At 38.2% G+C, this 24586-nt stretch carries 17 protein-coding genes, 1 other RNA gene and 2 pseudogenes; 16 read left to right on the top strand and 4 right to left on the bottom strand.

Annotated elements, in window-relative coordinates; translation table 11 throughout:
* Nucleotides 1-106: 106 nt before the first annotated feature.
* The 6 genes and pseudogenes from LO754_RS07960 to LO754_RS07985 all read left to right on the top strand — a co-directional run bounded on the left by LO754_RS07960 (nucleotide 107) and on the right by LO754_RS07985 (nucleotide 4935).
* Nucleotides 107-588 (top strand): annotated as a pseudogene (locus LO754_RS07960) (cell wall elongation regulator TseB-like domain-containing protein).
* A gap of 16 nt (nucleotides 589-604) precedes the next feature.
* Nucleotides 605-1798, top strand: a complete 1194-nt coding sequence (locus tag LO754_RS07965; RefSeq protein ID WP_024363360.1) for a pyridoxal phosphate-dependent aminotransferase — start codon at nucleotides 605-607, stop codon at nucleotides 1796-1798.
* Nucleotides 1799-1826: 28 nt separating this feature from the next.
* Nucleotides 1827-3121 (top strand): annotated as a pseudogene (gene asnS / locus LO754_RS07970) (asparagine--tRNA ligase).
* Nucleotides 3122-3214: 93 nt separating this feature from the next.
* The gene (locus tag LO754_RS07975; RefSeq protein ID WP_024363362.1) at nucleotides 3215-3946 is read left to right on the top strand and encodes a DnaD domain-containing protein; all 732 of its coding nucleotides are present in this window, start codon (nucleotides 3215-3217) and stop codon (nucleotides 3944-3946) included.
* Nucleotides 3947-3961: 15 nt separating this feature from the next.
* Nucleotides 3962-4624 (top strand): endonuclease III, encoded by a 663-nt coding sequence (nth, locus tag LO754_RS07980; protein WP_231785958.1) that lies wholly within the window; start codon nucleotides 3962-3964, stop codon nucleotides 4622-4624.
* Entirely contained in the window at nucleotides 4621-4935 is a 315-nt protein-coding gene (locus tag LO754_RS07985) for a YpoC family protein (protein ID WP_024363364.1), read from the top strand. The genes nth and LO754_RS07985 overlap by 4 nt, the downstream gene beginning before the upstream one ends.
* A gap of 145 nt (nucleotides 4936-5080) precedes the next feature.
* On the opposite strand, the gene LO754_RS07990 is transcribed toward LO754_RS07985, so the two are convergent.
* A complete protein-coding gene (locus tag LO754_RS07990) occupies nucleotides 5081-7786 on the bottom strand; it encodes a penicillin-binding protein 1A (protein ID WP_231785959.1) in 2706 nt (901 codons plus the stop codon).
* Nucleotides 7783-8433 carry a Holliday junction resolvase RecU gene (recU, locus tag LO754_RS07995; RefSeq protein ID WP_231785960.1) on the bottom strand — a complete coding sequence of 217 codons (651 nt, stop codon included), beginning with the start codon at nucleotides 8431-8433 and terminating at the stop codon, nucleotides 7783-7785. Before recU ends, LO754_RS07990 begins: the two co-directional genes overlap by 4 nt.
* 383 nt (nucleotides 8434-8816) lie before the next feature.
* Here recU and LO754_RS08000 point away from each other — a divergent pair, with 383 nt between their 5' ends.
* The 3 genes from LO754_RS08000 to LO754_RS08010 all read left to right on the top strand — a co-directional run bounded on the left by LO754_RS08000 (nucleotide 8817) and on the right by LO754_RS08010 (nucleotide 11890).
* On the top strand, nucleotides 8817-9011 hold the full coding sequence (locus LO754_RS08000; protein ID WP_024363367.1) for a hypothetical protein: 195 nt from the start codon (nucleotides 8817-8819) through the stop codon (nucleotides 9009-9011).
* Between the two features lie 253 nt (nucleotides 9012-9264).
* Nucleotides 9265-9648 carry a YppE family protein gene (locus tag LO754_RS08005; RefSeq protein WP_024363368.1) on the top strand — a complete coding sequence of 128 codons (384 nt, stop codon included), beginning with the start codon at nucleotides 9265-9267 and terminating at the stop codon, nucleotides 9646-9648.
* Nucleotides 9623-11890: a DEAD/DEAH box helicase gene (locus LO754_RS08010; RefSeq protein WP_231785961.1), complete on the top strand. Its 2268-nt coding sequence runs from the start codon at nucleotides 9623-9625 to the stop codon at nucleotides 11888-11890. Before LO754_RS08005 ends, LO754_RS08010 begins: the two co-directional genes overlap by 26 nt.
* 326 nt (nucleotides 11891-12216) lie before the next feature.
* Here the strand turns inward: LO754_RS08010 and LO754_RS08015 are convergent, their stop codons facing one another.
* Entirely contained in the window at nucleotides 12217-13905 is a 1689-nt protein-coding gene (locus LO754_RS08015; RefSeq protein WP_231785962.1) for a methyl-accepting chemotaxis protein, read from the bottom strand.
* A gap of 446 nt (nucleotides 13906-14351) precedes the next feature.
* On the bottom strand, nucleotides 14352-14714 hold the full coding sequence (locus tag LO754_RS08020) for a winged helix-turn-helix transcriptional regulator (RefSeq protein WP_025219156.1): 363 nt from the start codon (nucleotides 14712-14714) through the stop codon (nucleotides 14352-14354).
* A gap of 152 nt (nucleotides 14715-14866) precedes the next feature.
* Here LO754_RS08020 and LO754_RS08025 point away from each other — a divergent pair, with 152 nt between their 5' ends.
* The 7 genes from LO754_RS08025 (at nucleotide 14867) to LO754_RS08055 (ending at nucleotide 24585) form a co-directional block, all read left to right on the top strand.
* Nucleotides 14867-15886, top strand: coding sequence for a zinc-binding alcohol dehydrogenase family protein (locus LO754_RS08025; RefSeq protein ID WP_231786298.1), 1020 nt, complete (start codon nucleotides 14867-14869; stop codon nucleotides 15884-15886).
* 526 nt (nucleotides 15887-16412) lie between these two features.
* Entirely contained in the window at nucleotides 16413-18809 is a 2397-nt protein-coding gene (locus LO754_RS08030) for an Ig-like domain-containing protein (protein ID WP_231785963.1), read from the top strand.
* Nucleotides 18806-19933, top strand: a complete 1128-nt coding sequence (locus LO754_RS08035) for an S-layer homology domain-containing protein (RefSeq protein WP_231785964.1) — start codon at nucleotides 18806-18808, stop codon at nucleotides 19931-19933. Before LO754_RS08030 ends, LO754_RS08035 begins: the two co-directional genes overlap by 4 nt.
* Before the next feature lie 525 nt (nucleotides 19934-20458).
* Nucleotides 20459-21706, top strand: coding sequence for a ribonuclease H-like domain-containing protein (locus LO754_RS08040; protein ID WP_231785965.1), 1248 nt, complete (start codon nucleotides 20459-20461; stop codon nucleotides 21704-21706).
* A gap of 121 nt (nucleotides 21707-21827) precedes the next feature.
* Entirely contained in the window at nucleotides 21828-22127 is a 300-nt protein-coding gene (gene gpsB / locus LO754_RS08045; RefSeq protein WP_024363374.1) for a cell division regulator GpsB, read from the top strand.
* A 59-nt stretch (nucleotides 22128-22186) separates the two neighbouring features.
* Nucleotides 22187-22565: RNase P RNA component class B (gene rnpB, locus LO754_RS08050), an RNA gene on the top strand.
* A gap of 280 nt (nucleotides 22566-22845) precedes the next feature.
* Nucleotides 22846-24585 (top strand): sensor domain-containing protein, encoded by a 1740-nt coding sequence (locus tag LO754_RS08055; RefSeq protein WP_024363375.1) that lies wholly within the window; start codon nucleotides 22846-22848, stop codon nucleotides 24583-24585.
* Nucleotide 24586 lies beyond the last annotated feature (1 nt).

Here is a 24586-nt window from a genome sequence, read left to right on the forward strand (position 1 = left end):
TGGCAAAAATGGTAAGCAAAATGAAAGTGTGCGCAGTGTTCGACACGCAAAAATATCAGGCATTCTTAGCAAACAAAAAGCTAGGTGTGAAACATAAGGTGAATATATGAAAAACTGGTTGATTTTCATTTCTGTCTTTATGGTTTCCTTATCACTTGTCATTAGTATTTTAGTACTCTGGAAAGCCGAGGCTCCGTTTAGTTCAATTGAAGAAAAGGCTGAACAGTTGGCACTTGATGCCAAAGCCCTAGCAATTGTCACGGAGTCCTACACATATAATGGCAAAAATTCGTATGTTACTGTATTCGGGGTAGACGAATACGGTGACAAAAAGGCTGTCTTTGTTCCAACGAATCTAGAAGAGGATTCCATTCAGGAAGTATTTTTGAAAGATGGTATTACGGAAAAGCAAGCATTATCGGTTTTAAAAAAGAAGGAAATGTACAAAAGGTTCTTCATATGAAATTAGGCTATGAGGAGGCTGGAGCTGTTTGGGAAATTTCATACCTGAACGATCAAGATAAACTCAACTATGTCTATATTTTGTTTAAGGACGGCGACTGGTGGAAGCGCATTAAGAATTTATAAGAGGAGTAGATCCCGTATGAAAAAATTATTAGCAAACCGAGTGAAAACTTTAACACCATCTTCAACATTAGCGATTACTGCAAAAGCAAAAGAATTAAAAGAGCAAGGTATCGATGTAATTGGTCTAGGTGCTGGTGAGCCAGACTTCAACACACCACGCAATATTCTAGATGCGGCTATTGACTCTATGGAAAAAGGTTTAACAAAATATACACCTGCCGGCGGTCTTCCAGTTCTAAAGAAAGCCATTATTGACAAACTTCAACGCGACAACAATCTTACATATAAACCGAACGAGGTTATCGTAGGTGTTGGGGCTAAGCATATTCTTTACACGTTATTCCAAGTTATTTTAAATGAAGGCGATGAAGTAATCATCCCTATTCCTTATTGGGTATCGTATCCAGAGCAAGTGAAATTAGCGGGTGGCGTGCCTGTTTATGTTGAAGGAACACGCGAACAAGGTTATAAAATTACTGCGGATCAATTACGAGCAGCTGTTACGGATAAAACGAAAGCAGTCATCATTAACTCGCCAAGCAACCCATCTGGTATGATTTATTCTCGTGATGAGCTAGCAGAACTTGCGGCTGTTGCAGAAGAAAAAGATATTTTAATCGTGTCAGATGAAATTTATGAGAAGCTTGTATACAATGGTATTGAGCATTATTCAATTGCACAACTTTCAGATGCATTGAAAGCACGTACAATTGTAGTCAATGGTGTAGCTAAATCTCACTCTATGACAGGCTGGCGTATCGGGTATGCAGCAGGTGATGCAGACATTATTAAACCAATGACTGACCTTGCTTCACACTCTACTTCAAACGCGACAACAACTGCACAGTATGCAACAGTGGAAGCGTATAATGGACCACAAGACACTGTAGAAGAAATGCGCCAAGCATTTGAATCTCGTCTTGAAAAAATCTATCCACAAATTAGTGCAATTCCTGGCTTCAATGTATTAAAACCGCAAGGCGCATTTTACTTATTACCAGATGTAGCAGAAGCGATGGCTCATACTGGTTATGATTCAGTAGATGCATTTGCTGCGGATATTTTAACTGAAGCAAACGTAGCAGTGATTCCGGGCTCTGGCTTTGGTGCACCAACTACAATGCGATTATCTTATGCTACATCTTTAGAATTATTAGAAGAGGCAGTCCGTCGTATTGATGCATTCGTAAAATCAAAATGGCAAGACTAATCCTTCTAACCAACTTTGGAGGATTTCTATGAAAAAAATTATGATTCAAGATATGCCACAGCATATCGGCGAAACAGTCAAGCTAGGTGCTTGGTTAGCTAACAAACGTTCAAGTGGTAAAATTGCTTTCTTACAGCTGCGCGATGGTTCAGGTTTTGTGCAAGGCGTTGTTGTGAAAGAAGAAGTAGGCGAAGAAATTTTTGCGATTGCAAAAGGTATGACGCAAGAAACATCGATGTATGTGATTGGCGAGGTGAAAGCCGACGAGCGTTCAAGCTTTGGCTGTGAACTAGCAGTTACAGGCATTGAAGTGCTACATGCAGCGACTGATTTCCCAATTACGCCTAAAGAGCATACTCTGAATTTTTAATGGATAACCGCCACCTATGGTTACGTTCTCGTAAGCAACATGCGGTGATGAAAATTCGTAATGAAATTATTCGTGCTACTTACGAGTTTTTCAACAATAATGGCTTTACGAAAATGGATCCACCAATTTTAACGGGTTCAGCACCTGAAGGAACTTCAGAGCTATTCCACACGAAATATTTTGATGAAGATGCGTATTTATCTCAATCTGGTCAACTTTATATGGAAGCAGCAGCAATGGCGTTAGGGAAGGTTTTCTCTTTCGGTCCGACGTTCCGTGCGGAGAAATCTAAAACACGCCGTCACCTTATCGAATTCTGGATGATTGAACCGGAAATGGCTTTTGTGGAATTTGAAGAAAATTTAGAAGTACAAGAACAATATGTTGAGCATATTGTACAGTCTGTTCTGGCAAACTGTACGCTAGAATTAGAGCGACTTGGTAGTGATACATCTACACTTCAAAATATCAAAGCGCCATTCCCTCGTATTTCATACGACGATGCCATTAAACTATTACATGAACAAGGTTTTGATGATATTGAATGGGGAGATGACTTCGGTGCGCCACATGAAACTGCCATTGCCAATTCATTTGACAAACCAGTATTCATTACGTGCTATCCAACAGGCATCAAACCATTCTACATGCAACCACATCCTGATCGTGATGATGTTGTGTTATGTGCTGACTTAATTGCACCTGAAGGTTACGGTGAAATTATCGGCGGTTCAGAGCGTATTCATGACTACGAATTATTAAAATCTCGTCTAGAAAAACATAACTTATCATTAGATGCTTATGCATGGTATTTAGAACTTCGTAAGCAAGGATCCGTACCGCATTCTGGATTCGGTCTAGGGTTAGAACGAACAGTTGCATGGATTTCTGGGACAGAGCATATTCGTGAAACGATTCCGTTCCCACGTTTATTAAACCGCTTATATCCATAATCGGTTAGCAATAAACAGAAACAATTGCAAAGTCGCGTAGTGAAATTTCTACGCGGCTTTTCTACTTACTTAGAAAAAAGGAGTCATGTCTACATGAATACAAAAAATAATCGACTCCGTACATGGACTGAGCAGAGAACGATACACATTCCTCAGCTCTTTTTTCAGTTTTATAAGGAGTTAAATATTGAGGATGATGAGGCGCTTATCGTCTTGCATTTACTTGCCTATCATGTTGAAGGAAATGATTTTCCTACACCAACAGACCTGATGAATCGTCTCACGATGCCTAGTAATGACATTACATCGCGCTTACAAAGACTTATGCAAAAAGGCTTCCTTGAGATTACACGTGACGTTGATAAGACAACTGGCAAGCTGTACGAAAAATATTCGGTGTACCCTCTTTGGGAACGTATCTTGCAGATTATAGAATTGAAAGAGCAACAAAAATCAGCAACTACGCTTCGTCAAGAAGAGGGCGAGGTATTCCGTTTATTTGAAGAAGAAATGGGACGTCTTTTATCTCCTTTAGAGCTAGAAAAAATTGGTTCTTGGTTAGATGAGGATAGGCACAGTCCTTCACTTATTAAAGAAGCGTTAAAAGAGGCTGTGTTTGCTGGAAAACTAAGCATTCGCTATATCGATCGGATTTTGTTGGAGTGGAAAAAGAAAAATATAACAACACCACAAGCTGCACATAAGCAAGGCGAACAGTTCCGTGAAAAGCAAAACTTGACTAGACCGCAATCCCGCACGTTACAGCAAGAAACGCAGTCGACAAATAAAGTACCATTTTATAACTGGTTAGAAGAAAGAGAATAGGGGGGATTTTAGGGAATGTTAACAAAAAAACAGTGGGAGCATTGTTTAGCTGAAATGGACCGCATGTTTCCTGATGCACATTGTGAACTTGTGCATGACAACCCGTTCGAGCTGACAATCGCCACGTTATTATCTGCACAATGTACGGATGTACTTGTTAATAAAGTAACGAAAACATTGTTTCAAAAATATAAAACACCCGAAGATTATTTAGCGGTGTCCTTAGAGGAGCTACAACAGGATATTCGTTCTATTGGTCTTTATCGAAATAAAGCAAAAAATATTCAACTTTTATGTGAGCGACTTTTGACTGAATATGGTGGGCAAATTCCTGCAAGTCGAGAGGAACTTGTTACCTTGCCAGGTGTAGGTCGTAAAACAGCGAATGTTGTGCTATCCGTAGCCTTTGACATACCAGCGCTTGCAGTCGATACACATGTAGAGCGCGTATCTAAACGATTAGGCTTATGTCGCTGGAAAGACTCAGTTCTTGAGGTGGAAGAAACGATTATGAAAAAAACACCGATGGACAAGTGGTCGAAAACCCATCATCAGCTAATTTTCTTCGGTCGCTATCATTGCAAGGCACAAAATCCAGGTTGCGCAACATGTCCGTTATTAGGTGATTGTCGTGAAGGACAAAAGCGTTTTAAAAAAGGACTGGTGACCAAAGCATGAATATTGATGCAATCACAAAAGAAAAAATTGATGAATGGTTTGCAGAGTGGGCATTGCTAGAAGCGCAAATACATGCAGCCCATCAAGCACGTAATGGGAAAGCAAAAGGCCTTATGGAAGAGGCTATACGTTTGTTTGAACGTTTAGTTAACGAAGCAGGTGAAGAAGTATTGCCCATAAATGGAGTGGAACGTTTAACTTTTATTAAAACGAAACCAGGTCAATATGCGTGTTATCGTCAAATAGATGAATTATTTAAAGAAACGAAAAAACGAACGGCACGTTTGCGCTTACAGGCGACTAAACGCTAAAGTATACATGATAAATATAAGGTTGTCCGATAAGTGATTGAACTTAAAAAGGACAACCTTCTTTTATTTATAAAATATAAAAACAGGTGTAGAAACATTTCGGTTTCTGCACCTGTTTTTTAGTATTTAGTAAATCTTAAATTAATTATTGTTCACTATCATTCTCTTGGTTTGGCACTACGGGGTCAGTTGGTGTTACAGGAGGTTGGCTACCAGCATCGTTGCCATTGTTGCCAGTACCATTGCCATTATTGCCATTGTTACCGTTATTGCTGTTATTACCACCGTTGTTATTACCATTATTGCCGTTATTGCCATTATTGCCATTATTGCCATTATTGCCATTGCCGTTATTGTTGCCATTGTCCTCACCATTGCCTTGATCAGGCGGTGTAGGTTGTTCTATATCCGGATTATCTGGATCTTCGGTACCTAAATCCTCATCAGGCATGCTCGAAATTTCGAAAGATGTCGTTCCTGGTTCACTGCGTGTACCATCTACAATCGCTACGACAGAAATCGTGTAATTCCCATCTTCTAATGTGTTGCTAACAGTTAAACCTTTATTGTCAGTAGTTCCAAGCACTACCGTTTCGCCACCTTCGCGTGTAGCAGATACTTCAAAAGTAGTAGCCATTGGTTCATCTGTTTCTGGGTCAAGAATGGCATCATGTTCCCAGCCAATATTAATAGATTGACCTGCTAAATCTAAACTTGCACTTACATTGTAAGGTGTAGAAAGTTCAGGTGCTTCATACTCATTTGAAACCTCTGTAGGTTCTGTACCACGCACAAATAGTTCTGTTTGGCGCAATTCACTAGGAGTGTAATCACTAGCTAGTTTCAGTGGGCTAGAGCCTACTTCAATCGTCGCTTCTACAACCGAGCTTGGCTTTTTGAAACGTGCAGTTTCAATGTTCGCAGAAAGGTCTTTCATAATATTTTTAAATAGATGTTGTGGTAAACGGCGTTCATCCCATGTAGTGATTGGATCTGAACGTTTTTCGTATCCACTCCAAATAGCGATTGAATAGTTAGTAGTGTAACCAGCGAACCATGAATCTGGCACACTTGTATCTGGTAAATTATATTTATTAAACTCATCGTTTGAATAGTTGGTTGTACCTGTTTTACCAGCAATATCTAAGCCTGAAACATTTGCGGCTGTACCTGATGCATCTGGTTTATTGCTGACTACATCACGTAACATATCTGTGACCATATAAGCCGTGTAATCTTCCATGGCAACCGTAGATTTTGGTGTATAGTCTTTCGTTGATTTACCATCGCGATAAACAATTTTCGTAATGGCATAAGCATCAGTATATACACCGTTATTCCCAAATGCTGCATAAGATGCTGCCATTTGAATAGGGGACATTGTAATGTCACCACCACCAATTGCATCTGCCTCGTAAGCATTTTCTGCTTTAATTCCTAAGCGACCGATAAATTCTTTCGCTTTGTCAGCGCCAACTTCTTTAAACGTTTTAACAGCTGGCACATTGCGAGAAGCATATAATGCTTTACGTGCTGTCATAGCACCTAAATATTTCCCATCCCAGTTTGTAATCGTTTGATTTGTACCTGTATATTTCATTGGATCATCGACAAGTGTTTTACCTGTTGACCATTTTAAATATTCAATTGCTGGACCATAATCGAGTAATGGCTTCATTGTTGACCCTGGGTGGTTAACCTTTAAGTCATCCGCATAGTTAAATGTACGGTTGCCGTAATTTCGCCCACCGCCGACTGCTTGAATTTGACCAGTTTTTGTATCAACAACAGCAACGCCTGATTCAATTTTCTCTGTTGGGAAATTGCTATCGTCATTCATGATGTTTTCTACAATTTGCTGTGCATTTGGATCAAGTGTTGTGTAAACTTTAATACCTTCAGCCATAGCAGAACCATCGCCATTTTTCTCTAGCTCATTAATGACGATATCTAGGAAGGCATCGTATTTAGAACCAGCAAATGATTGGCGTGTAGCGTCGTCTGAAAGACCTGCTTGCACATCAACTTTTTTCGCTTCTTCCATTTCAGCTTTTGTAATTTTTCCATGCTGGTACATTAAGCCCAAAACTGTATTTCGGCGTTTCTCTGCCAGCTCTGGATTTTTTAATGGATTGTATGCGTTTGGACGTTGAACTAAGCCAGCTAGTAGCGCTTCTTCATCCAATGATAAATCTTTTAACTCTTTACCATAGAAATATTGAGCTGCTGTCCCAAAGCCATAAATACGGCCAGACATCAACATTTTATTGAAGTACATTTCAAATATTTCTTCTTTTGAATATTTGCGTTCAAGTTGGAAAGCAAGCCATGCCTCTTGTGCTTTACGTTTTAATTTTTTCTCATTTTGTAAAAATGAATTTTTGACAACTTGCTGTGTTAATGTTGAAGCCCCTTGTGACCCAAAACCATCACGGAAGTTGGCAAGTATTGCACCACCAAGACGATAAAAGTCCATACCATGATGTTTAAAAAAGCGAACGTCTTCTGTTGCGAGAATGGCGTTAATCATATCTTCAGGAATGTCTTCGTATTTTACGTATTTTCGATTTTCTGCACCGATTGTGGCGAAAATTTCACCGTTTTTATCATAAAATTCAGAGGAAACGGGGTCCTTCAATAAATCTTCATCCAGTTCAGGAGCTGTACTTGCATAATAGGCAAATACACCTGCCCCGCCGACTAAACCAACAATCCCTATAATAAGTATTGTTAGAACAATACGCTTCAACCAAACTTTAGTCGAAGATTTCGCTGCTTTCGGCGCTTTCTTTTTATTTTTTTGAGCGAGAGCTTTTTGATGCTCTCCGCGTGTTTGACGACGTTCACTCATTTTTTTATCTCCTCACTTTCAGAGCCATGACTTGTTGCTTCAATAAACTGCTGGAGAACAGGTAAATAATCGATACGTGGATAATAGCTTGTAGGAATTTCATAAGCTTCCTTTTCAATGGTTGAAAAGGGAATCGATTTACGTTCACCATTGTTCATTGCATGCCAGGCCCTTTGTAAAACTTCGTATGGCACTAAAAAATAACGCTCAAAAGCTGAAAAACGAACGATAATAAATGCCACACCATTTTGTTCCTTCACTTGCTGCATATGTTTCATTTGATGTGTGTGTATATTTTTTAGTGGAAAGCTCGTCTTCGAGGCGGTCTCCTTTGCATCAAAATCAATATAGTGCCCATTCCAAACACCATTGTAGTCAGTTGTAGAGGGCGTTCGGAAATAAGCTTCACGAATAACGGCAGCACTTCGTGATGGATACTCTACTTTGACGATTTGTACGGGAACAGGTTTCTTATGAATAATAGCAAGTCGCCTTTCTAAATAATAGTCGTTTGCTTCATTAATTTCATCCTCAAGCGTCTTCCCTCGATTACTATAGGAGAAATCCTTCTTTTTCCCCTTTTTTTCTGCTTTTTGAATAGCTTGTGCAGGGGTATAGATTTTCCCATTTGGATAACGAATTGTCACTTAGCTCACCCTCTATAATACTGCTATTATACACAATAGTTTACCATGATTTTTGTAGAACTTCACCACAGTCAGCACATTGCTCTAAAGTTAGATGACAATTGCTAATTCGTAGCATGATTCGCTGTTTAAAGTAGAAAATTCGCCAAGGAAACAACTGCATTCGTCATAGAAATTGTCCTATTAATACTTTCATTTATTGCTAGATTCGTAGAGATAGAGTCTTTTATCAGCCTATTTACGAATGCTGCTCCTAGGTAGTATTTATTAAAAATTTATCGAAATACTTCTTCTTTCAGCTAACTTACGCTTTTTTTGTCACGCATGAAGGTTATTTTATACATGCGAGGAATACATAAGTAAAGATAAAAGGAGGCGTTGTATTGAACAAATTAGGACAATTAGTTGCGCAGTTGGATCTGGTCAATCAATTACTTATCACGAGGGTGTCATTAGAAAATAATGCACATAGCCTGCAATTTTTTATGCAGCTCAAATCTGTTAGCCAGAAAGTAAGCTTAGCAGAAAAGAACTGGCAAGTAAAGAATGCTTGTTCGCCTATTAGTAGTGAAAAATGATAGACTTTGGTACACTAACCTCATACCTATAAAAATGATTCATTAGATGCAATCGTTTAATGCTTTTAGCGCGTGTTAAGAATGACGAAGAGATACTTTCAGATAGTTTGCAGTAGTATGTCGTAAAGAGAAGAGGAAGGCATATGAACCTGAACTTATGTTTTTTCAACATTTGACACAGTGTATTATTGGTTGTGAACGATCATCACACAATCATTAGCTAAAGGTACAATGAAAGAGATGAGGTGCGAAATTGTTATTAATACAGCAAACTTCCATATTAATAGATGAATGTGAAAAATGTGTTGCACGCTTTTGGCAAATGCGCGAGGAGGATCGGACGCCAGATTTTTTTGCAGAAGTCAAGCCGCATGCGGATGTCATTCATCAACTGCTGAAAGAGTGGCAGCAAGAGGCGACTGCTTGGATTCAAAAAAACAGACCGAAATATATGCATATAGGACAAATTGCTTCAGCGGCTGAATCGATGGAGCAATTTGTTGTGCAATCTTTTTATAAAGAAACAAGTAAAAAACGCTTTTTAGATGCAACGCATTCTACTTCCTATACGTTAAATAATTTTTATCGCTTAGTGAAGGAGGCGCAACATCATGTTATCGAAAAAACGGACAATTAATGCATTGTTAAATGAATGGCGCTATGATGACGAATTAAAAGAGCGAATTATTCATTGGCACACTTTAGAAGGCCGCGAAGCGAAGTACGCGCCTTTCCCAGAAAATTTACACCCTGCGCTTGTGAAAGCATTACATGCACGAGGAATTACACAATTGTATACACATCAACGGGAAGCGTTTGATTTGGCGGCGAGTCACAAATCCTTTACTGCCGTAACACCGACAGCATCAGGGAAATCTTACTGCTATCATTTACCTGTATTACAAAAAATTTTAGAAGACCGCAATGCACGGGCAATTTATCTATTTCCAACGAAAGCGTTAGCACAGGATCAAAAAAATGATTTAAATGACCTGATTGAACAGAGTGGAGAGGACATTTTAAGTTATACGTATGACGGTGATACGGCTCCTGGTATTCGGCAAAAGGTACGGAAGGCAGGGCATATTGTGATGACCAATCCAGATATGCTGCATTCAGGTATACTACCGCATCATACGAAGTGGGTATCGCTCTTTGAAAATTTAAAGTATATCGTTATTGATGAATTACATACATATAAAGGTGTATTTGGTTCACATGTGGCACATGTCATTCGCAGATTGAAACGTATCTGTGAATTTTATGGTAGTAAACCTGTGTTTATTTGTACGTCAGCAACGATAAAAAACCCAAAAGAATTAGCTGAAAATTTAACAAATGATACCCACACTTTAATTGCTGATTCAGGTGCTCCAGTTGGTAAAAAAACATTCCTTTTTTACAATCCACCAATTATCCATAAAACATTTGGTGTTCGGCGTAGTGCGGTTTTAGAGGTAAGTGATCTTGCCAAAAGACTTTATATAGCTGGCATTCAAACGATTATTTTTGCTAAAAGTCGTGTGCGTGTTGAAATGATTGTTACTTATTTGAAAGAACTGACGCGCAATAAGCTACAAGATGAATCTGTGCGTGGCTATCGAGGAGGCTATTTACCGTCAGAGCGACGTGTTATAGAACGTGGGCTTCGTGATGGTACAATTCAAACCGTAGTTAGTACGAATGCGCTGGAGCTAGGGGTGGATATTGGTCAATTACAGGCATGTATTATGACAGGCTACCCGGGAAATATCGCAAGTGCATGGCAACAAGCGAGCCGAGCTGGTCGACGTCAAGACGAGGCGCTTATTATTTATGTTGCACAGTCTACTGCACTAGACCAATATGTGGTAGATCATCCACTATTTTTACTAGGGAGCGACCCCGAGGAGGCACGTATATATCCTGAAAATATGTTGATTTTAATGGATCATCTTAAATGTGCGGCGTTTGAGTTACCGTTCACAACAAGCGATACGTACGGAGAATATGACATACAAGAACTGCTCGACTATTTAGCAGAAGAAGGTGTTGTTTTTAAAACGAGTGAAAAATGGCATTGGATGAGTGATCGTTTTCCTGCACATGATATAAGCCTCCGTTCAGCATCTCAAGAAAATGTTGTAATTATTGATATGACAGTACCTGCTCGTACAAAAGTCATTGGGGAAATGGATCGCCATAGTGCTATGACATTATTACATGAAGAAGCAATCTATTTGCATCAGGGCATTCAATATCAAGTAGAAAAACTTGATTGGGAAGAAAAAAAAGCTTTTGTGCGAGAAGTAGATGTTGATTATTATACAGACGCGAATTTAGCAGTAGAGATGAAAGTGCTTGAAGAAGATCGAAGTCGCATCTACCAAGGTGGGACTATTAGCTTTGGTGATGTAGGATTAGTCGCACAGGCTACCATCTTTAAAAAAATAAGCTTGAATGATAAACAAGATAATATTGGCTCGGGTCCAATCCATCTACCACCAGATGAAATGCATACAAGCTCGTCATGGTTGTCCTTTAGCAATACACTACAATGGTCTGAGGCAGAATTAACAGAGGCGATGACAGGTGCAGCCTATGCAATGAATGCCTTTATCCCGCTATTCATCCAATGTGACGCCAGTGATGTAGCAGTAGTTCCACAGGTAAAGGCTACACATAATAATTTGCCAACGTTTTATGTGTACGACAAGTATCCAGGCGGAATTGGTTTAAGTGAAAAAGTGTATGATTTATGGGAAGACTTATTGACCAAGACCATGAATCATGTCGTAAACTGCCCTTGTGAATCGGGCTGCCCATCCTGTATTGAGTATCAAAATGCTTTAGTAAACATGAAACGGAAAGTTAAAGAGTTACTGCAAATTTTATATTAATGTACACAAAAGAAGAGGGGATGGGGTGTATTATTGTTATACCACCAAATTATTTTCTTCGGTGGGATGCTAGTAATTGCCTTTATCGTATTCTTCCACACAATATATTAGAATAATATGTAAAAAATGCTCCCCAAGTAGATAGATTTTATCTTTAAATACTACTTGGGAAGCTTATCACATTTACTGCAATGAACGGTTGTTTAAGCTTCTTGAATGCTACACAAAATCCTTGTAGCATAAGAATCAAACAAATCTTTCGTTTTTTCCTTTATTCAGTTCCCCAGCAAATACTTCTTCTGGAGTTTTAAATGAATTAACCTATTTTAAACTTGAAATTTATTGATTTCGTCTTGTAGCATCATAGCACCTTCACTCATTGATTTCGACACAGAATTAATTTCGTGAATAGTTGCCGTTTCTTCTTCTACTGCGGCGGATATCATTTCAGACTGTACAGTTACCTGCTCAGCAATAGATGATAATTCATTGATCGATGCAGCTACTTCTTCAGTGCTAGCAGAAATTTGTTGTGTAGAGGCAGATACCTCTTCTATATGAGAACTTATCTCTCCAATAGCATTTAGGATATCACCAAATGCAGATTGTGCATCCGCAATGTATGACACGCCTTCATCAACTTTTTGAACAGATACAGATACAGCTTTATCCACTTCTTTTGTATCTTGCTGAATAAGAGATGTTATGTTCACTATTTTGTTAGCAGATTCTTTTGATTCTTCCGCTAGTTTGCGAACCTCTTCAGCCACCACAGCAAACCCTTTTCCATGTTCCCCAGCACGAGCAGCTTCGATAGCAGCATTAAGTGCAAGAAGATTTGTTTGTTCTGAGATGTCTGTTATAACTTTTGTAATATTTTCTATTTCCGCTGATTGGATGGTTAGTTGTTTAATACGATTATTGGTATCATTGGAAGTTTGTTGAATAACAAGCATTTGACTTTCAACTGCTTGTAATATTTCGCCACCATTATTTGCAATCAATTGAGTGTCTGAAGCTTTGGTATTCAATATTTGCGTGGCTTCTGCAATACGTTGTACACCGTTGGCAGTTTCATCGAGAGTTATAGAGCATTCACGAGCATTAGATGAGGCTTGGCTTGCATTTAATGCCATTTTTTCTACACGTTTAGCTACATCTTTCGAAGAATGAGATACTTCGTCTATACTAGCTGCTAGTTCTTCAGCAGAAGAAGTAGTTAGTTCCACATTTGTCGCCACATTATTTACTAGTTTATGTAAATTGTGTTTCATAAGATTAAATGAATCGGCTAATTTGCGAATTTCATCTTTAGTACTGACGTTTACATCTTCTTGATTTAAATTACCTTCAGCAATCGTTTTGGCAGAAGCCGCTAATTTGTTAACTGGGATCGTAATTGCACGAGTTAACACTAAAGCAATAAAAATAGCTGAAATAATTGAAATCGCAGAAATAACAATAATTAAAATGGAAGCAACTTTTGCAGATTTAGTGGAATTCGCCTGTACTTCTATCATTTTTTTAGTTTGAAAATCGACAATTTCTTTAATAGAGGATTGGATTGCTGAATTTGCTGAGCCTGCATTATTACTTAGAATATGTATAACTTCCTGTAAATTTTCACCGTTATAAATGTTTAAAATTTCTTGTGAAGCTGCGTTAAATTTTGCTTGATTCTCCTTTAGCGTTTGTATTTCTTTTTGTAATTGTTGTTCATTAAAAGTGCTCTCTAGTTCTGTAATTTCATCATTTATTAATTCTTTGTGAGATTCTAATTTCTCTAGTGTTGTTGGATTATCCGGCTCTAGTATATACGATCGAATGTAGTTTCCTTGAGATGAGGATGCATTCAAAATCTTATTCACTAGTATAGTTTTGTATACTCTATCTTCCAGTAAGAATGTATACTGGTTATTCAATTTGTTCATTTGGTAATAGGCTAATGATGAGCTAATGAGTAAAAATAAAATGATAGTTCCAAATCCTGCGTAAAGTTTGTTCCGTATCGACATAAGTTGTTCTCTCCAATTCCTAATAATGTTATAATCCTATCATTTTAATTTTAGAAATAAAGTTATAAAATGTTATTTTTTTTGTTAAAAAATAGACAAGGAATAATGAAATGGCATTTTTATATTCTAATAATTTTAAAAATTAAATATATAGTGAATAATAAATTTTATTGAATGAACGATAAAACATCACTTTAATTTCAATACTTGCAAGAAAAAAAGTTGGGTAAAAGAGGTGAGGGATAAAAAAATTGTTTTTTCTTTTATGTGTAAGAGAAGGTAGAAATTTGTGGATTATATAACAAGGTGCACCGTGTAGCTCAAAAATGCAACTGGGGGAGGTTATCACTAACGTAACGGGGGTATTAAAAAGTTATTGCGAATGTAGTTGAATAAAAATAACCAAGTCATATGTCGTAGACTTGGTTATTTTTATTTATACGCTTTTACTTTAAGATACTATTATTTTTTAAATTGTACTGCTCTCCCCAATCTCTCATTAGTTTAATTATAGGTTCAAGTGTTCGCCCGAACTCAGTTAGTGAATATTCTACTTTAGGCGGTACTTCTTTAAAGATTTCTCTATGAATTATTCCATCCTTCTCTAATTCACGAAGTTGTAACGTTAACATTCTTTGGGTAATATCGGGCATTAAGCGTCTAAATTCATTGAAACGCTTCGTTCCTGACATAAGATGATATAAAATAACACCTTTCCACTTTCCGCCGATTACGCCAAGTGTTGCTTCAACGGGACATCCATAGGCATCTGGACAAGCTGTATAAAGATTTAATTTACTGTCTGACATTTGAATATCTCCTAAGTAATTAGTATAAAAATTGATACTATCAAACAAAAATGTGCGTACTTACATAATAATAATCATTTAGCTTATTATAACAGACGTAAGGGAAATGATTAAAAATAAGTGATAAAGGAGTAATTTTCTTTATGAAAAAAATGAAAGCTGTAGGTTTACAACAATACTTACCTATTGATCATCCAGAGAGTTTATTAGATTTACAAATAGAAAAGCCAAGTGCGAAAGGCAGAGATTTATTAATTCGAGTAAAGGCGGTTTCAGTGAATCCCGTCGATTATAAAGTGAGATCTCCGAAAGACAAGTTTGAAGACATGCCAAAAATTTTAGGATGGGATGTGGCTGGGATTGTCGAAGAAGTAGGGCCATTATGCACACTGTTTAAATCCGGCGATAAGGTATATTATGCGGGAGATATAACACGTCCAGGTTGTAATAGTGAGTTTCATCTTGTTGATGAGAGAATTGTAGGTCATATGCCAAAGACATTAAATTTTGCAGAAGCTGCCGCATTACCATTGACTTCAATTACAGCATATGAGGCATTATTCGATAGAATGAAAATTAGTAGTTTTTCAAAGGATAATAAAAATAAAACCATTTTAATTATTGGTGCGGCTGGGGGAGTGGGCTCTATTGCAATCCAACTGGCTAAATGGGCTGGATTAACTGTTATAGGTACAGCTTCGAGACAAGAGTCACAAAATTGGGCAACAGCATTAGGTGTAGACTATACGATAAATCACTATGAGGACTTTGTTTCACAGTTAAATTTACTTAATATTGAAGCGGTTGACTATATTCTGTGTTTAAATTCCACAAATAATTATTGGACTAATATGGCTGAGGTCATAGCTCCACAAGGAACGATTTGTTCTATTGTGGAAACGGATGAACCACTTAATTTAACTTTATTAAAAAATAAAAGTGTAACGTTTGTTTGGGAGCTCATGTTTACTCGGTCGATGTATCAAACTGAAGATATGATAAACCAACATAAACTTTTAAATAGAATAGCTATTTTAATTGATAGTCATATTTTAAAAACCACAATATCTGAAATTCTCTATCCAATTAATGCGGAAAATTTGAGAAAAGCACACGCAATTCTTGAAAATGGAAAAACCATTGGAAAAGTAGTGGTTGAGGGGTTTGAATGATGGTTATGACTGGCTCCATCCCTTTCTTCGCATTCTGCAGTTCCTTATCAACATGGTCTGTTACTTCCTAATGGGCTTAATCGTACATTGTTTGACTGTTCATACAAATTTGTCAAAGTAGCGCCAATAGGGAGCTTGAATACACAAATATATTATATCGAACAATCTTTTTTCAAATATAAGGACTTCAGACCAATGTTGTTTGAAGTCCTTTTGTGTGTTAGAAAAGACGCATATCAACTGAGGTGTTTGTTTAAATAAGTTAGACTACTTCGAATGGACGCTTTCTATTCTATTCTTACCATATTCTTTTTTCTCATAGGATGAATACCTCATGTTGATTGCCCGAAGGTAGAATGATTTATTGTGTAGTTTTACAATTTTAACAATTATAAAAAAAATCAAAAAAATAAGTGTGAATCTGAAAAAAATATTTTCTATTAGGCCATAAATCAGTATTATTAAAAAAGTAGAAAAAAGATAAATATTTAACTGGTAATTTTAGGTTAAAGAGTGGGGGACACGGATGAACAATCAAAAGCAATTTCAGCTATCGGTTGTATTACTTCTAGTAGTTACAATAAGTATAGTTCTATCTTTTGGGGGAAGTGCTAAAGCCGCTACTTCTGATGTTTTGGATCAAGAGCAGACGAGTTATTCTGGTAATGTTTGGGTTAATTCTGATTATCCACGCTATCAAACATTTACGCCTTCTTATTCAGGGCAACTTAGCAAGATTGACATTGGCATATTTGACAGTTATGTTTCGCCTGGCGCACTGAACGTAAGTATTTATAATGAAGGAGATTTATCGACACCCCTTGGCTCTGTACAATTAGCATCATTCGGCTCGGGTTGGACATCGGTTGATTTTTCAAGCATACTACCGTATTTGACGAGGGAAACGATGTATCGAATGGTTGTTTCTACTGAAAACGGTGGCAGTGCTGGCTTTGGGTGGTTTTTAAGTACCTATGATACGTATTTAAGAGGGTACTCCCCAGCAAATGGAAGAGATTTCGCTTTCAAAACGTATATGATTCCTGATTACGCACTATCCCCAGCAGAGAGTCAAGTGACAATCAATAATACTAGCCTTGTAGCGGATGGGACAAGCCAGACGACTGTGACCATCCAGTTAAAAGATGCACAAGGAAATAACATTACTACTGGTGGGGAGACGGTAACGATTGCGTCATCAGTAGGAACGGTTAGTGCTGTGACGGATCATAACAATGGTAACTATACGGCTACTCTAACTGCCCCGACGACAATTGGTACTGGTAGCATCAATGCAAGTGTCGGTGGAAGAACGATACCAACAACGGCTAGCGTGCAATTTGTCTCTGGTCCACCATCATTAGCAAAGAGCACCGTTACTGTTAACGATAGTTCGCTGCTCGCGGACGGAACAAGCCAGACGACTGTAACCGTGAAGTTGAAAGATGCGCAAGGAAATGATGTTACAACTGGTGGAGCGACAGTAAGTATATTGTCAACTCTAGGGATAATTGGTACCGTCACAACTCATAACAATGGTACCTATACAGCGACTCTAACCGCTCCTAGCACTGTTGGTACGAGTATACTCAGTGCAACTGTTAATGGCAATGCCATTGCCGCCACGACCAGTGTGCAATTCATTCCAAAACCTGCGCAAACGGTGGTCGCTTCGGTGGCATCGAATACGCCAACAGTAGGTTCCAATAATATGATTACGTTATCTGTAAAAAATGCACTGGGAGATATAGATACAACCTTTAATGGCATTAAAAACGTTACGATTTTGGGCTACAACCAAGCACCCAATGGGTCGTTTGGGAATGTAAATGGAGAGCCATTGACTTCATCAAGTCAAGTAGTCGCTATAGGCTTCACGAACGGAATAGCTACAGCGAATTTGAAATTGAATGCAGCAACGACACAGTCAATTGAGTTTAGCGTGTTAGGTGTAAACACAGCTAGTAGCAATTCGGTAACGATTACACCAGTTGCGGGAAGTGCGGCTAGCATGAAGGTGACGACAGCACTTAAAGCCCCCACAATGAATGGAGGATTATTTAGTCAACAACCTGTAGTGACACTTTATGATGCTTATGAAAATGTCAGTGTCAATGATTATACTAAAATTATTACTGTGGCGAAAAAAGACGCAGGCGCATGGACATTAACAGGGACGTTAACAGCGAAAGCAAATGCTGGAATCGTCAGCTTTTCTGATTTAGGATCAGTGAATTCAGCGAATGTTTCTGGCGCACAGTTGTCATTCGACGCAACAGGACTCGGTCAGATAACAAGCTCAGGTGTTACACTTTTGCCAAAACAATTAACGGTCAGCTTTGATGCAACCGGTGGTAGTCCAGTAGGAGACTTAACAATCTCTTATGACGAGAAAATTAATGCACCAACAACGCCAACGAAAACAGGTTATACATTTGCCGGTTGGTACAAGGATGCAACGTTGACTTCTGAGTGGGATTTTGCGGCCGAATCAGTGACAGAGGATACAACCCTGTATGGGAAATGGGACGCAAATAGCTATACGATGACGTTTCATACAAATGGGGGTACAGCGGTAGCCCCAATCTTAGCAACATATGGCGAAAAAGCAACAGCGCCAATAGCGCCAACAAAAACAGGTTATACATTTGCTGGTTGGTACAAAGATGCGACGTTAACTAACAAGTGGGATTTTGCGGCCGAAACAGTGACAGAGGATACAACCCTGTATGGGAAATGGGACGCAAATAGCTATACGATGACGTTTCATACAAATGGGGGTACAGCGGTAGCCCCAATCTTAGCAACATATAGCGAAAAAGCAACAGCGCCAATAGCGCCAACAAAAACAGGTTATACATTTGCCGGTTGGTACAAAGATGCGACGTTAACTAACAAGTGGGATTTTGCGGTAAAACAGTGACAGAGGATACAACCCTGTATGGGAAATGGGACGCAAATAGCTATACGATGACGTTTCATACAAATGGGGGTACAGCGGTAGCCCCAACCTCAGCAACATATGGCGAAAAAGCAACAGCGCCAACAGCGCCAACAAAAACAGGTTATACATTTGCCGGTTGGTACAAAGATGCGACGTTAACTAACAAGTGGGATTTTGCGGCCGAATCAGTGGCAGAGGATACAACCTTGTATGGTAAGTGGGCAATCAATAGTTATACGGTGACCTTTAACACAAATGGTGGAACTACCGTAGCGCCTGTCACTATAACATATGATAAAAAAATAATGAAACCGGCAGCACCAACAAAGGTAGGTCATACGTTTGCGGGCTGGTATAAGAGCGATACTTTGACAACACAATGGGATTTCCTAATAGATGTGGTGACAAAAGATACAGCGCTCTATGCAAAATGGTTTGTAAATAGTTCATCTGGTAGTGATGGTCAATCTTCGACACCAACAACGCCGTCCGTTCCAGAGAATCCAAAAACGCCATCAAATGAACCAAGTAATCCTGTGGAAACGCCACATACTGAGCCATCAAAACCAGAGACGGAGGCGCAAGACATTATTTTCTCTGATGTTCCGAAAACGCATTGGGCTTGGGAGATGATTCAGGATATGACGAGAAAAGGAATTATTACTGGCTATCCAGATAAAACATTTCGTCCGAATGATTATATTAAACGTCAGCATATTGCCATTATGTTTGCGCGTGCTTTTGAGCTAGAAGCAATACGTGAGACGGTATCATTTAAGGATGTTTTGCCGAGTCATCCATATTATGAAGCTATTACGAAATTGTATCAGGCAGGGATTGTCGATGGTTCAAATGGAGAATTTCATCCAGATGCCTTTCTGACACGTGCACAAATGGCTAAAGTGCTTGTAGAAGCGTTACAGCTAACACCCAATGGTATAAGCCATTTTAAAGATGTGCCACCGACACATTGGAGTTACAACTATATAGCGACCTTACAACAAGAAGGAATTGCATTAGGGGATGATGGCTATTTTAAACCGAATGATCCTCTGACACGTGCACAATTTGTTGCATTGATGTACCGAGCAATGAATCGCTAATCGAAAAAGCACATCTTTTCACTTTTTACATAAGTGAGAAGATGTGCTTTACTAATGATTAAGATTTAATATGATAGTTTTAGAGGACCTGTTTATTGAGGGAAATAGTGGCATAAAAGCGTTTTTAGTTGGAATATTCATTATTTAAACAATTTAAACTTTGTAAATGAAGATATTCATATGCAAACAATCGGTGCATAACAATTCATTAAAATTCATTTTGGTACGTATGATAACATTGGCTTTATTCACCATATCTAAAAGTAACGTGATTATCGTACACCTTTTTTGACTAACAAATTGAGGTAATGATAGGTACAGAATAGCGCGATGAGCCTTTTAGTCGTCTAGATTTGGTATGATATATGTAGCATAAGAGATTCTAGGTAATCGATAAGGTTATTCAGTGGAACATATTGTAATAAGTTTGCTTTGGCAACAGGCTTTCCACCTTAATTGATAGCAGGAATGGATGGCTTGCTAACAGTATTAAAAAATCTTACAGGTAGAAAATGAGTGAAGTCGATGTCTTACGAAAATAAAATACTACAAATGAAAAAAATGCTCGGAAAAAAGGTGCAACAACCAGTTGCCAATGAGCAATCAACGTATCAAAAGCCGGTTATACCAAACTATGTGAATCAGTGGGAGAAAGCTGGTCTTACGCGTATCGATAATGAGTTTGGTATTGTTTTTAAGCGACAAGTACATTATCCTTTCCATTATCAGCACGGTCATTATCCATTACAGTCATTTTTTGACGCGCTAATTAAATGGCAATCCGCTGATTTTGATCATCCTTATGCATTAAATGTGGACGAAAATGTCCTGTTTTTTGATACAGAAACAACAGGATTAAAGGGTGTTGGAACACAAATTTTTCTTCTTGGTTTTTTAGAAGTGACCAAACACGATTTTGTATTAACACAATATGTCTTAGCTGATCCAGCACATGAAGCAGCCTTGCTGTTTGAGTCAAGGCTTTGGCAAAAAACAGCGACAATTATTACGTATAATGGCAAAAGCTTTGACAGGCCACAGCTAGAAACACGTTGGACACTCAACCAAAAAGTTTTACCTAAACTTCGTACCCAGCGCCAAATCGATTTATTGCATAGCTCGAAGCGATTATGGAAAAATGATATGGAGCGGTTGAAACTAAAATCAGTAGAAGAAGAAAAGCTTGGTTTCTCACGCGTTGGGGATATCCCAGGCCACTTAGCGCCAATTATTTACTTAGATGCTGTGAAAAGTGGTGTGCCAGATGCACTTATGAAGGTACTTGTTCATAACGAGTGGGATTTGTTGTCGCTCATTACCTTGTATGTTCATTCCACTTACTTATTATTTGAACAATCGAGTGATGAATCAGCCAATACTTACACGAATATTGGGAAATGGTATGCTGATTTAAAGAAACGTCCACAAAGTGTAAACGTTTTAGAAAAGGTAACAGCTCAATTTGATGCGCGTGAAGCGGGAAATGCCCAATTTTATCTTGCTATGCAACTTAAAAAAAATAAGCAGTATAGCAAAGCAGTTGATGCCTTCGTTGCTTCACTCCATTTTATAGAGCCACGAAAAAAGTTGCAGGCACTAGAACAACTAGCCATAATCTATGAGCATCACTTAAAAGATATGAAACAGGCCCTTGTTTATACATTAGAAGGCATACAACTGATTACTTCGACTGAGGATTGGCGAATGGAACAAAAACAAAAATGGGAAATTTCTTGGGAAAAGAGATTGCACAGATTAGGAAATAAGCAATAATTTCCCGGGGAAGCGCAAGAAACGACAAGTTTAGCCTTACAATTAATGTTTGCAGACGATATAATGTTATGAAATATGCTATAATGAATTCGTGTATGTAGTGCGAGGAAGGGCGATGTGTATGGACATTAAATTAACTTCAAAAATGATTCTTGAAAAGGAATTTAAGAAAAATTTTAAAGGCTATAATGTAGAAGAGGTCGATTCTTTTCTTGATGAAATTATTCAAGATTATGAATCGTTTGAAAAAGTAGTTGCTCAATTAAGAGAAGAGAATAGACAACTAAAAGAAGAAATCGAGAATACACCAAAGAGACAACCACAACCAGCCGCATCCGCAGCGGGTACAACCAACTTTGATATTCTAAAACGTCTTTCAAATTTAGAAAAACATGTATTTGGTAGTAAACTTTACGAATAATTTTTATCATTTACATTGTATTTATCATAAAAGTCTAGTATAATCTTCGTATCATCATGAAATTCGAGTAATCGCTGCGGCGCTAGACGTCGTAGAGGAAAGTCCATGCTCACACGGTTCTGCGATGGCCGTAGTGTTCGTGCTTACTGAAAAAATAAGGTAAGGCAGCTTAAAGCTGACGGCGGAAGGAAGACCTAAGTCTATTGGATATGGTCGACACTTCCTGAAAGTGCCACAGTGACGAAGCTTGTTTGGAAACATACAAGGTGGAACGAGGTAAACCCCACGAGTGAGAAACCCAAATTATGGTAGGGGCACTCTCTTGAAGGAATTGAACGGATAGAGGGACAGAGTTCGCTCTGTAGATAGATGATTACTACCCGGTCGTACGAGGCGTAAGCTGTTTGAGTACTCGGGAACAAAACATGGCTTATTGAATTTTTTGATGCTTATCTACGAAATAACAAGCGCTCTCCAATTCGGTGGAGAGCTTTTCTTTTGAACTAATAAAAGAAGTAACTGTTACTTAACGATGTCTAGTCATACGCTATATAGGCCTGAGGTAATATGAATACCATGGATTGTGCCTTTGTCGATACGCTTCGAAGTTATAACATCACCGTTATCGTATGAACGCGACATACATACCTACTAAATGAGTAGGAACGCGCTTTTCTAAAAATAAGGGTAGTATCGATAAATAGGATGGAGCGGAAATATGGGCGGAGTAATTACTAATCTGGATAAGATTAATTCGATTTCTAAATACCCCACTTCCTTACTGAAGAAAATTTTTGAAAATGTATCTGAAGGCATTATGATTACGGATAAACATAAAAAAATAGAGATGGTTAATCCAGCATTTGAATTCGTTACAGGCTATAAACGCGATGAAGTGATAGGAAAAACGCCCGCGGTATTGCAGTCAGGTGTACATGAGTTATCATTCTATTTGACAATGTGGGAAAAGATACGACAAGAAGGAATATGGCAAGGGGAAATTTGGAATCGTCGTAAAACAGGAGATGTGTATCCTGAATGGTTAACAATTGTTAGCATAACGAATGATAGTGGAGAAATTACTAACTATTGTGGCATTTTCTCAGATTTATCTGAAAGAAAAATAGTAGAAAATGAACTAGAAAAACGTTTGTTAACGGATTCATTAACAGATGTATCGAATCGATTTGCTTATATTGAGAGAATGGATAGCTTACTGGAATCGTCTTCTACTATTTCTCATTCAGTACAGCATGCTGTCTATTTCTTGGATTTGGACAGATTTAAACAAATAAATGATACTTTAGGGCATGCGGTGGGAGATACGATTCTGATAGAAGCAGCAAGACGTATTCAAACATTGCTCAAAAACAAAGATATCATTGCAAGATACGGTGGAGATGAATTTATCGTCACATTGACGAATGTAAAAAATGTTCGCGAAGCAGCAAAATTTGCAGAGCAAATTATTGCTATAATGGAACAGCCAATGAACATTAATGGACAAGAAATTTTTGTTTCAACAAGCATTGGCGTAAGTATGTATCCGGCTGATGGCGAAACATCCGAGCAACTTATTACTTGTGCAGATAAGGCGATGACCTATTCCAAAAAGAATGGTCTTAACGGCTATTCGTTTTATTTTGATGAATTACAAACAGACACGCAACGCGTTCTTTTGTTAGATTCTGAATTGCGTAGAGCGATTGAAAATCGTGAATTTGAGTTGCATTTCCAACCTAAAATTATGTTGGAAAACGAACATATACAAGGACTAGAGGCGCTTGTTCGCTGGAATAATGAGCGACTTGGCTTTGTATCGCCTGCTGAATTTATTCCTTATGCGGAAGAAACGGGCCTTATCATTCCTTTAAGTGAAGTAATTATTGAGAAAGCATGTGAAGCTGCAGCTAAGTTACAACAATTTGGTCGCAAAATACCGATTGCTATCAATATTTCGAGCATTCATTTTAAACAGCAAAACTTTTTAGAGTCCATTCAAACAATATTAGAACGTTATAACACCTCTGCCAATAATTTTGAAATAGAGGTTACAGAACGCACTGTCATGAATAGTGCAACGGAAACGGTAAGCAAGCTTGTCCGTCTAAAGCAGCTTGGCTTTAAAATCTCTATTGATGACTTTGGTACAGGCTATTCATCATTGAGCTATTTAGTTCGATTCCCACTCGACTGTTTAAAAATCGACCGTAGCTTTATTCAGCATATTTGCTCGCTCGATGAAAAACAGGCAGTTGTAGATGCTATTATTCAAATGTCACATCGTCTAAAAATGAAAGTTGTAGCAGAAGGTGTAGAACAAGCGCAACAAGTGGATATACTACGGAAAATGAACTGTGATATTATCCAAGGCTATTATTACAGCAAACCGTTACCACTTCCCGAATTGCTGGAGTATATTGAGTATTGGGAAATTGAACATCAAGGAAGGAAATAAT

Source organism: Lysinibacillus sp. GJ-1 (assembly GCF_021166035.1).
Classification (GTDB): Bacteria; Bacillota; Bacilli; order Bacillales_A; family Planococcaceae; genus Lysinibacillus; species Lysinibacillus sphaericus.

What these genes read in the sequence shown, in the direction of transcription:
- LO754_RS07965 (WP_024363360.1), top strand. Translation starts at nt 605, where the DNA reads ATGAAAAAATTATTAGCAAACCGAGTGAAAACTTTAACACCATCTTCA.
- LO754_RS07975 (WP_024363362.1), top strand. Translation starts at nt 3,215, where the DNA reads ATGAATACAAAAAATAATCGACTCCGTACATGGACTGAGCAGAGAACG.
- nth (WP_231785958.1), top strand. Translation starts at nt 3,962, where the DNA reads ATGTTAACAAAAAAACAGTGGGAGCATTGTTTAGCTGAAATGGACCGC.
- LO754_RS07985 (WP_024363364.1), top strand. Translation starts at nt 4,621, where the DNA reads ATGAATATTGATGCAATCACAAAAGAAAAAATTGATGAATGGTTTGCA.
- LO754_RS07990 (WP_231785959.1), bottom strand. Translation starts at nt 7,786, where the DNA reads ATGAGTGAACGTCGTCAAACACGCGGAGAGCATCAAAAAGCTCTCGCT.
- LO754_RS08010 (WP_231785961.1), top strand. Translation starts at nt 9,623, where the DNA reads ATGTTATCGAAAAAACGGACAATTAATGCATTGTTAAATGAATGGCGC.
- LO754_RS08015 (WP_231785962.1), bottom strand. Translation starts at nt 13,905, where the DNA reads ATGTCGATACGGAACAAACTTTACGCAGGATTTGGAACTATCATTTTA.
- LO754_RS08020 (WP_025219156.1), bottom strand. Translation starts at nt 14,714, where the DNA reads ATGTCAGACAGTAAATTAAATCTTTATACAGCTTGTCCAGATGCCTAT.
- LO754_RS08025 (WP_231786298.1), top strand. Translation starts at nt 14,867, where the DNA reads ATGAAAGCTGTAGGTTTACAACAATACTTACCTATTGATCATCCAGAG.
- LO754_RS08030 (WP_231785963.1), top strand. Translation starts at nt 16,413, where the DNA reads ATGAACAATCAAAAGCAATTTCAGCTATCGGTTGTATTACTTCTAGTA.
- LO754_RS08040 (WP_231785965.1), top strand. Translation starts at nt 20,459, where the DNA reads ATGTCTTACGAAAATAAAATACTACAAATGAAAAAAATGCTCGGAAAA.
- gpsB (WP_024363374.1), top strand. Translation starts at nt 21,828, where the DNA reads ATGGACATTAAATTAACTTCAAAAATGATTCTTGAAAAGGAATTTAAG.
- LO754_RS08055 (WP_024363375.1), top strand. Translation starts at nt 22,846, where the DNA reads ATGGGCGGAGTAATTACTAATCTGGATAAGATTAATTCGATTTCTAAA.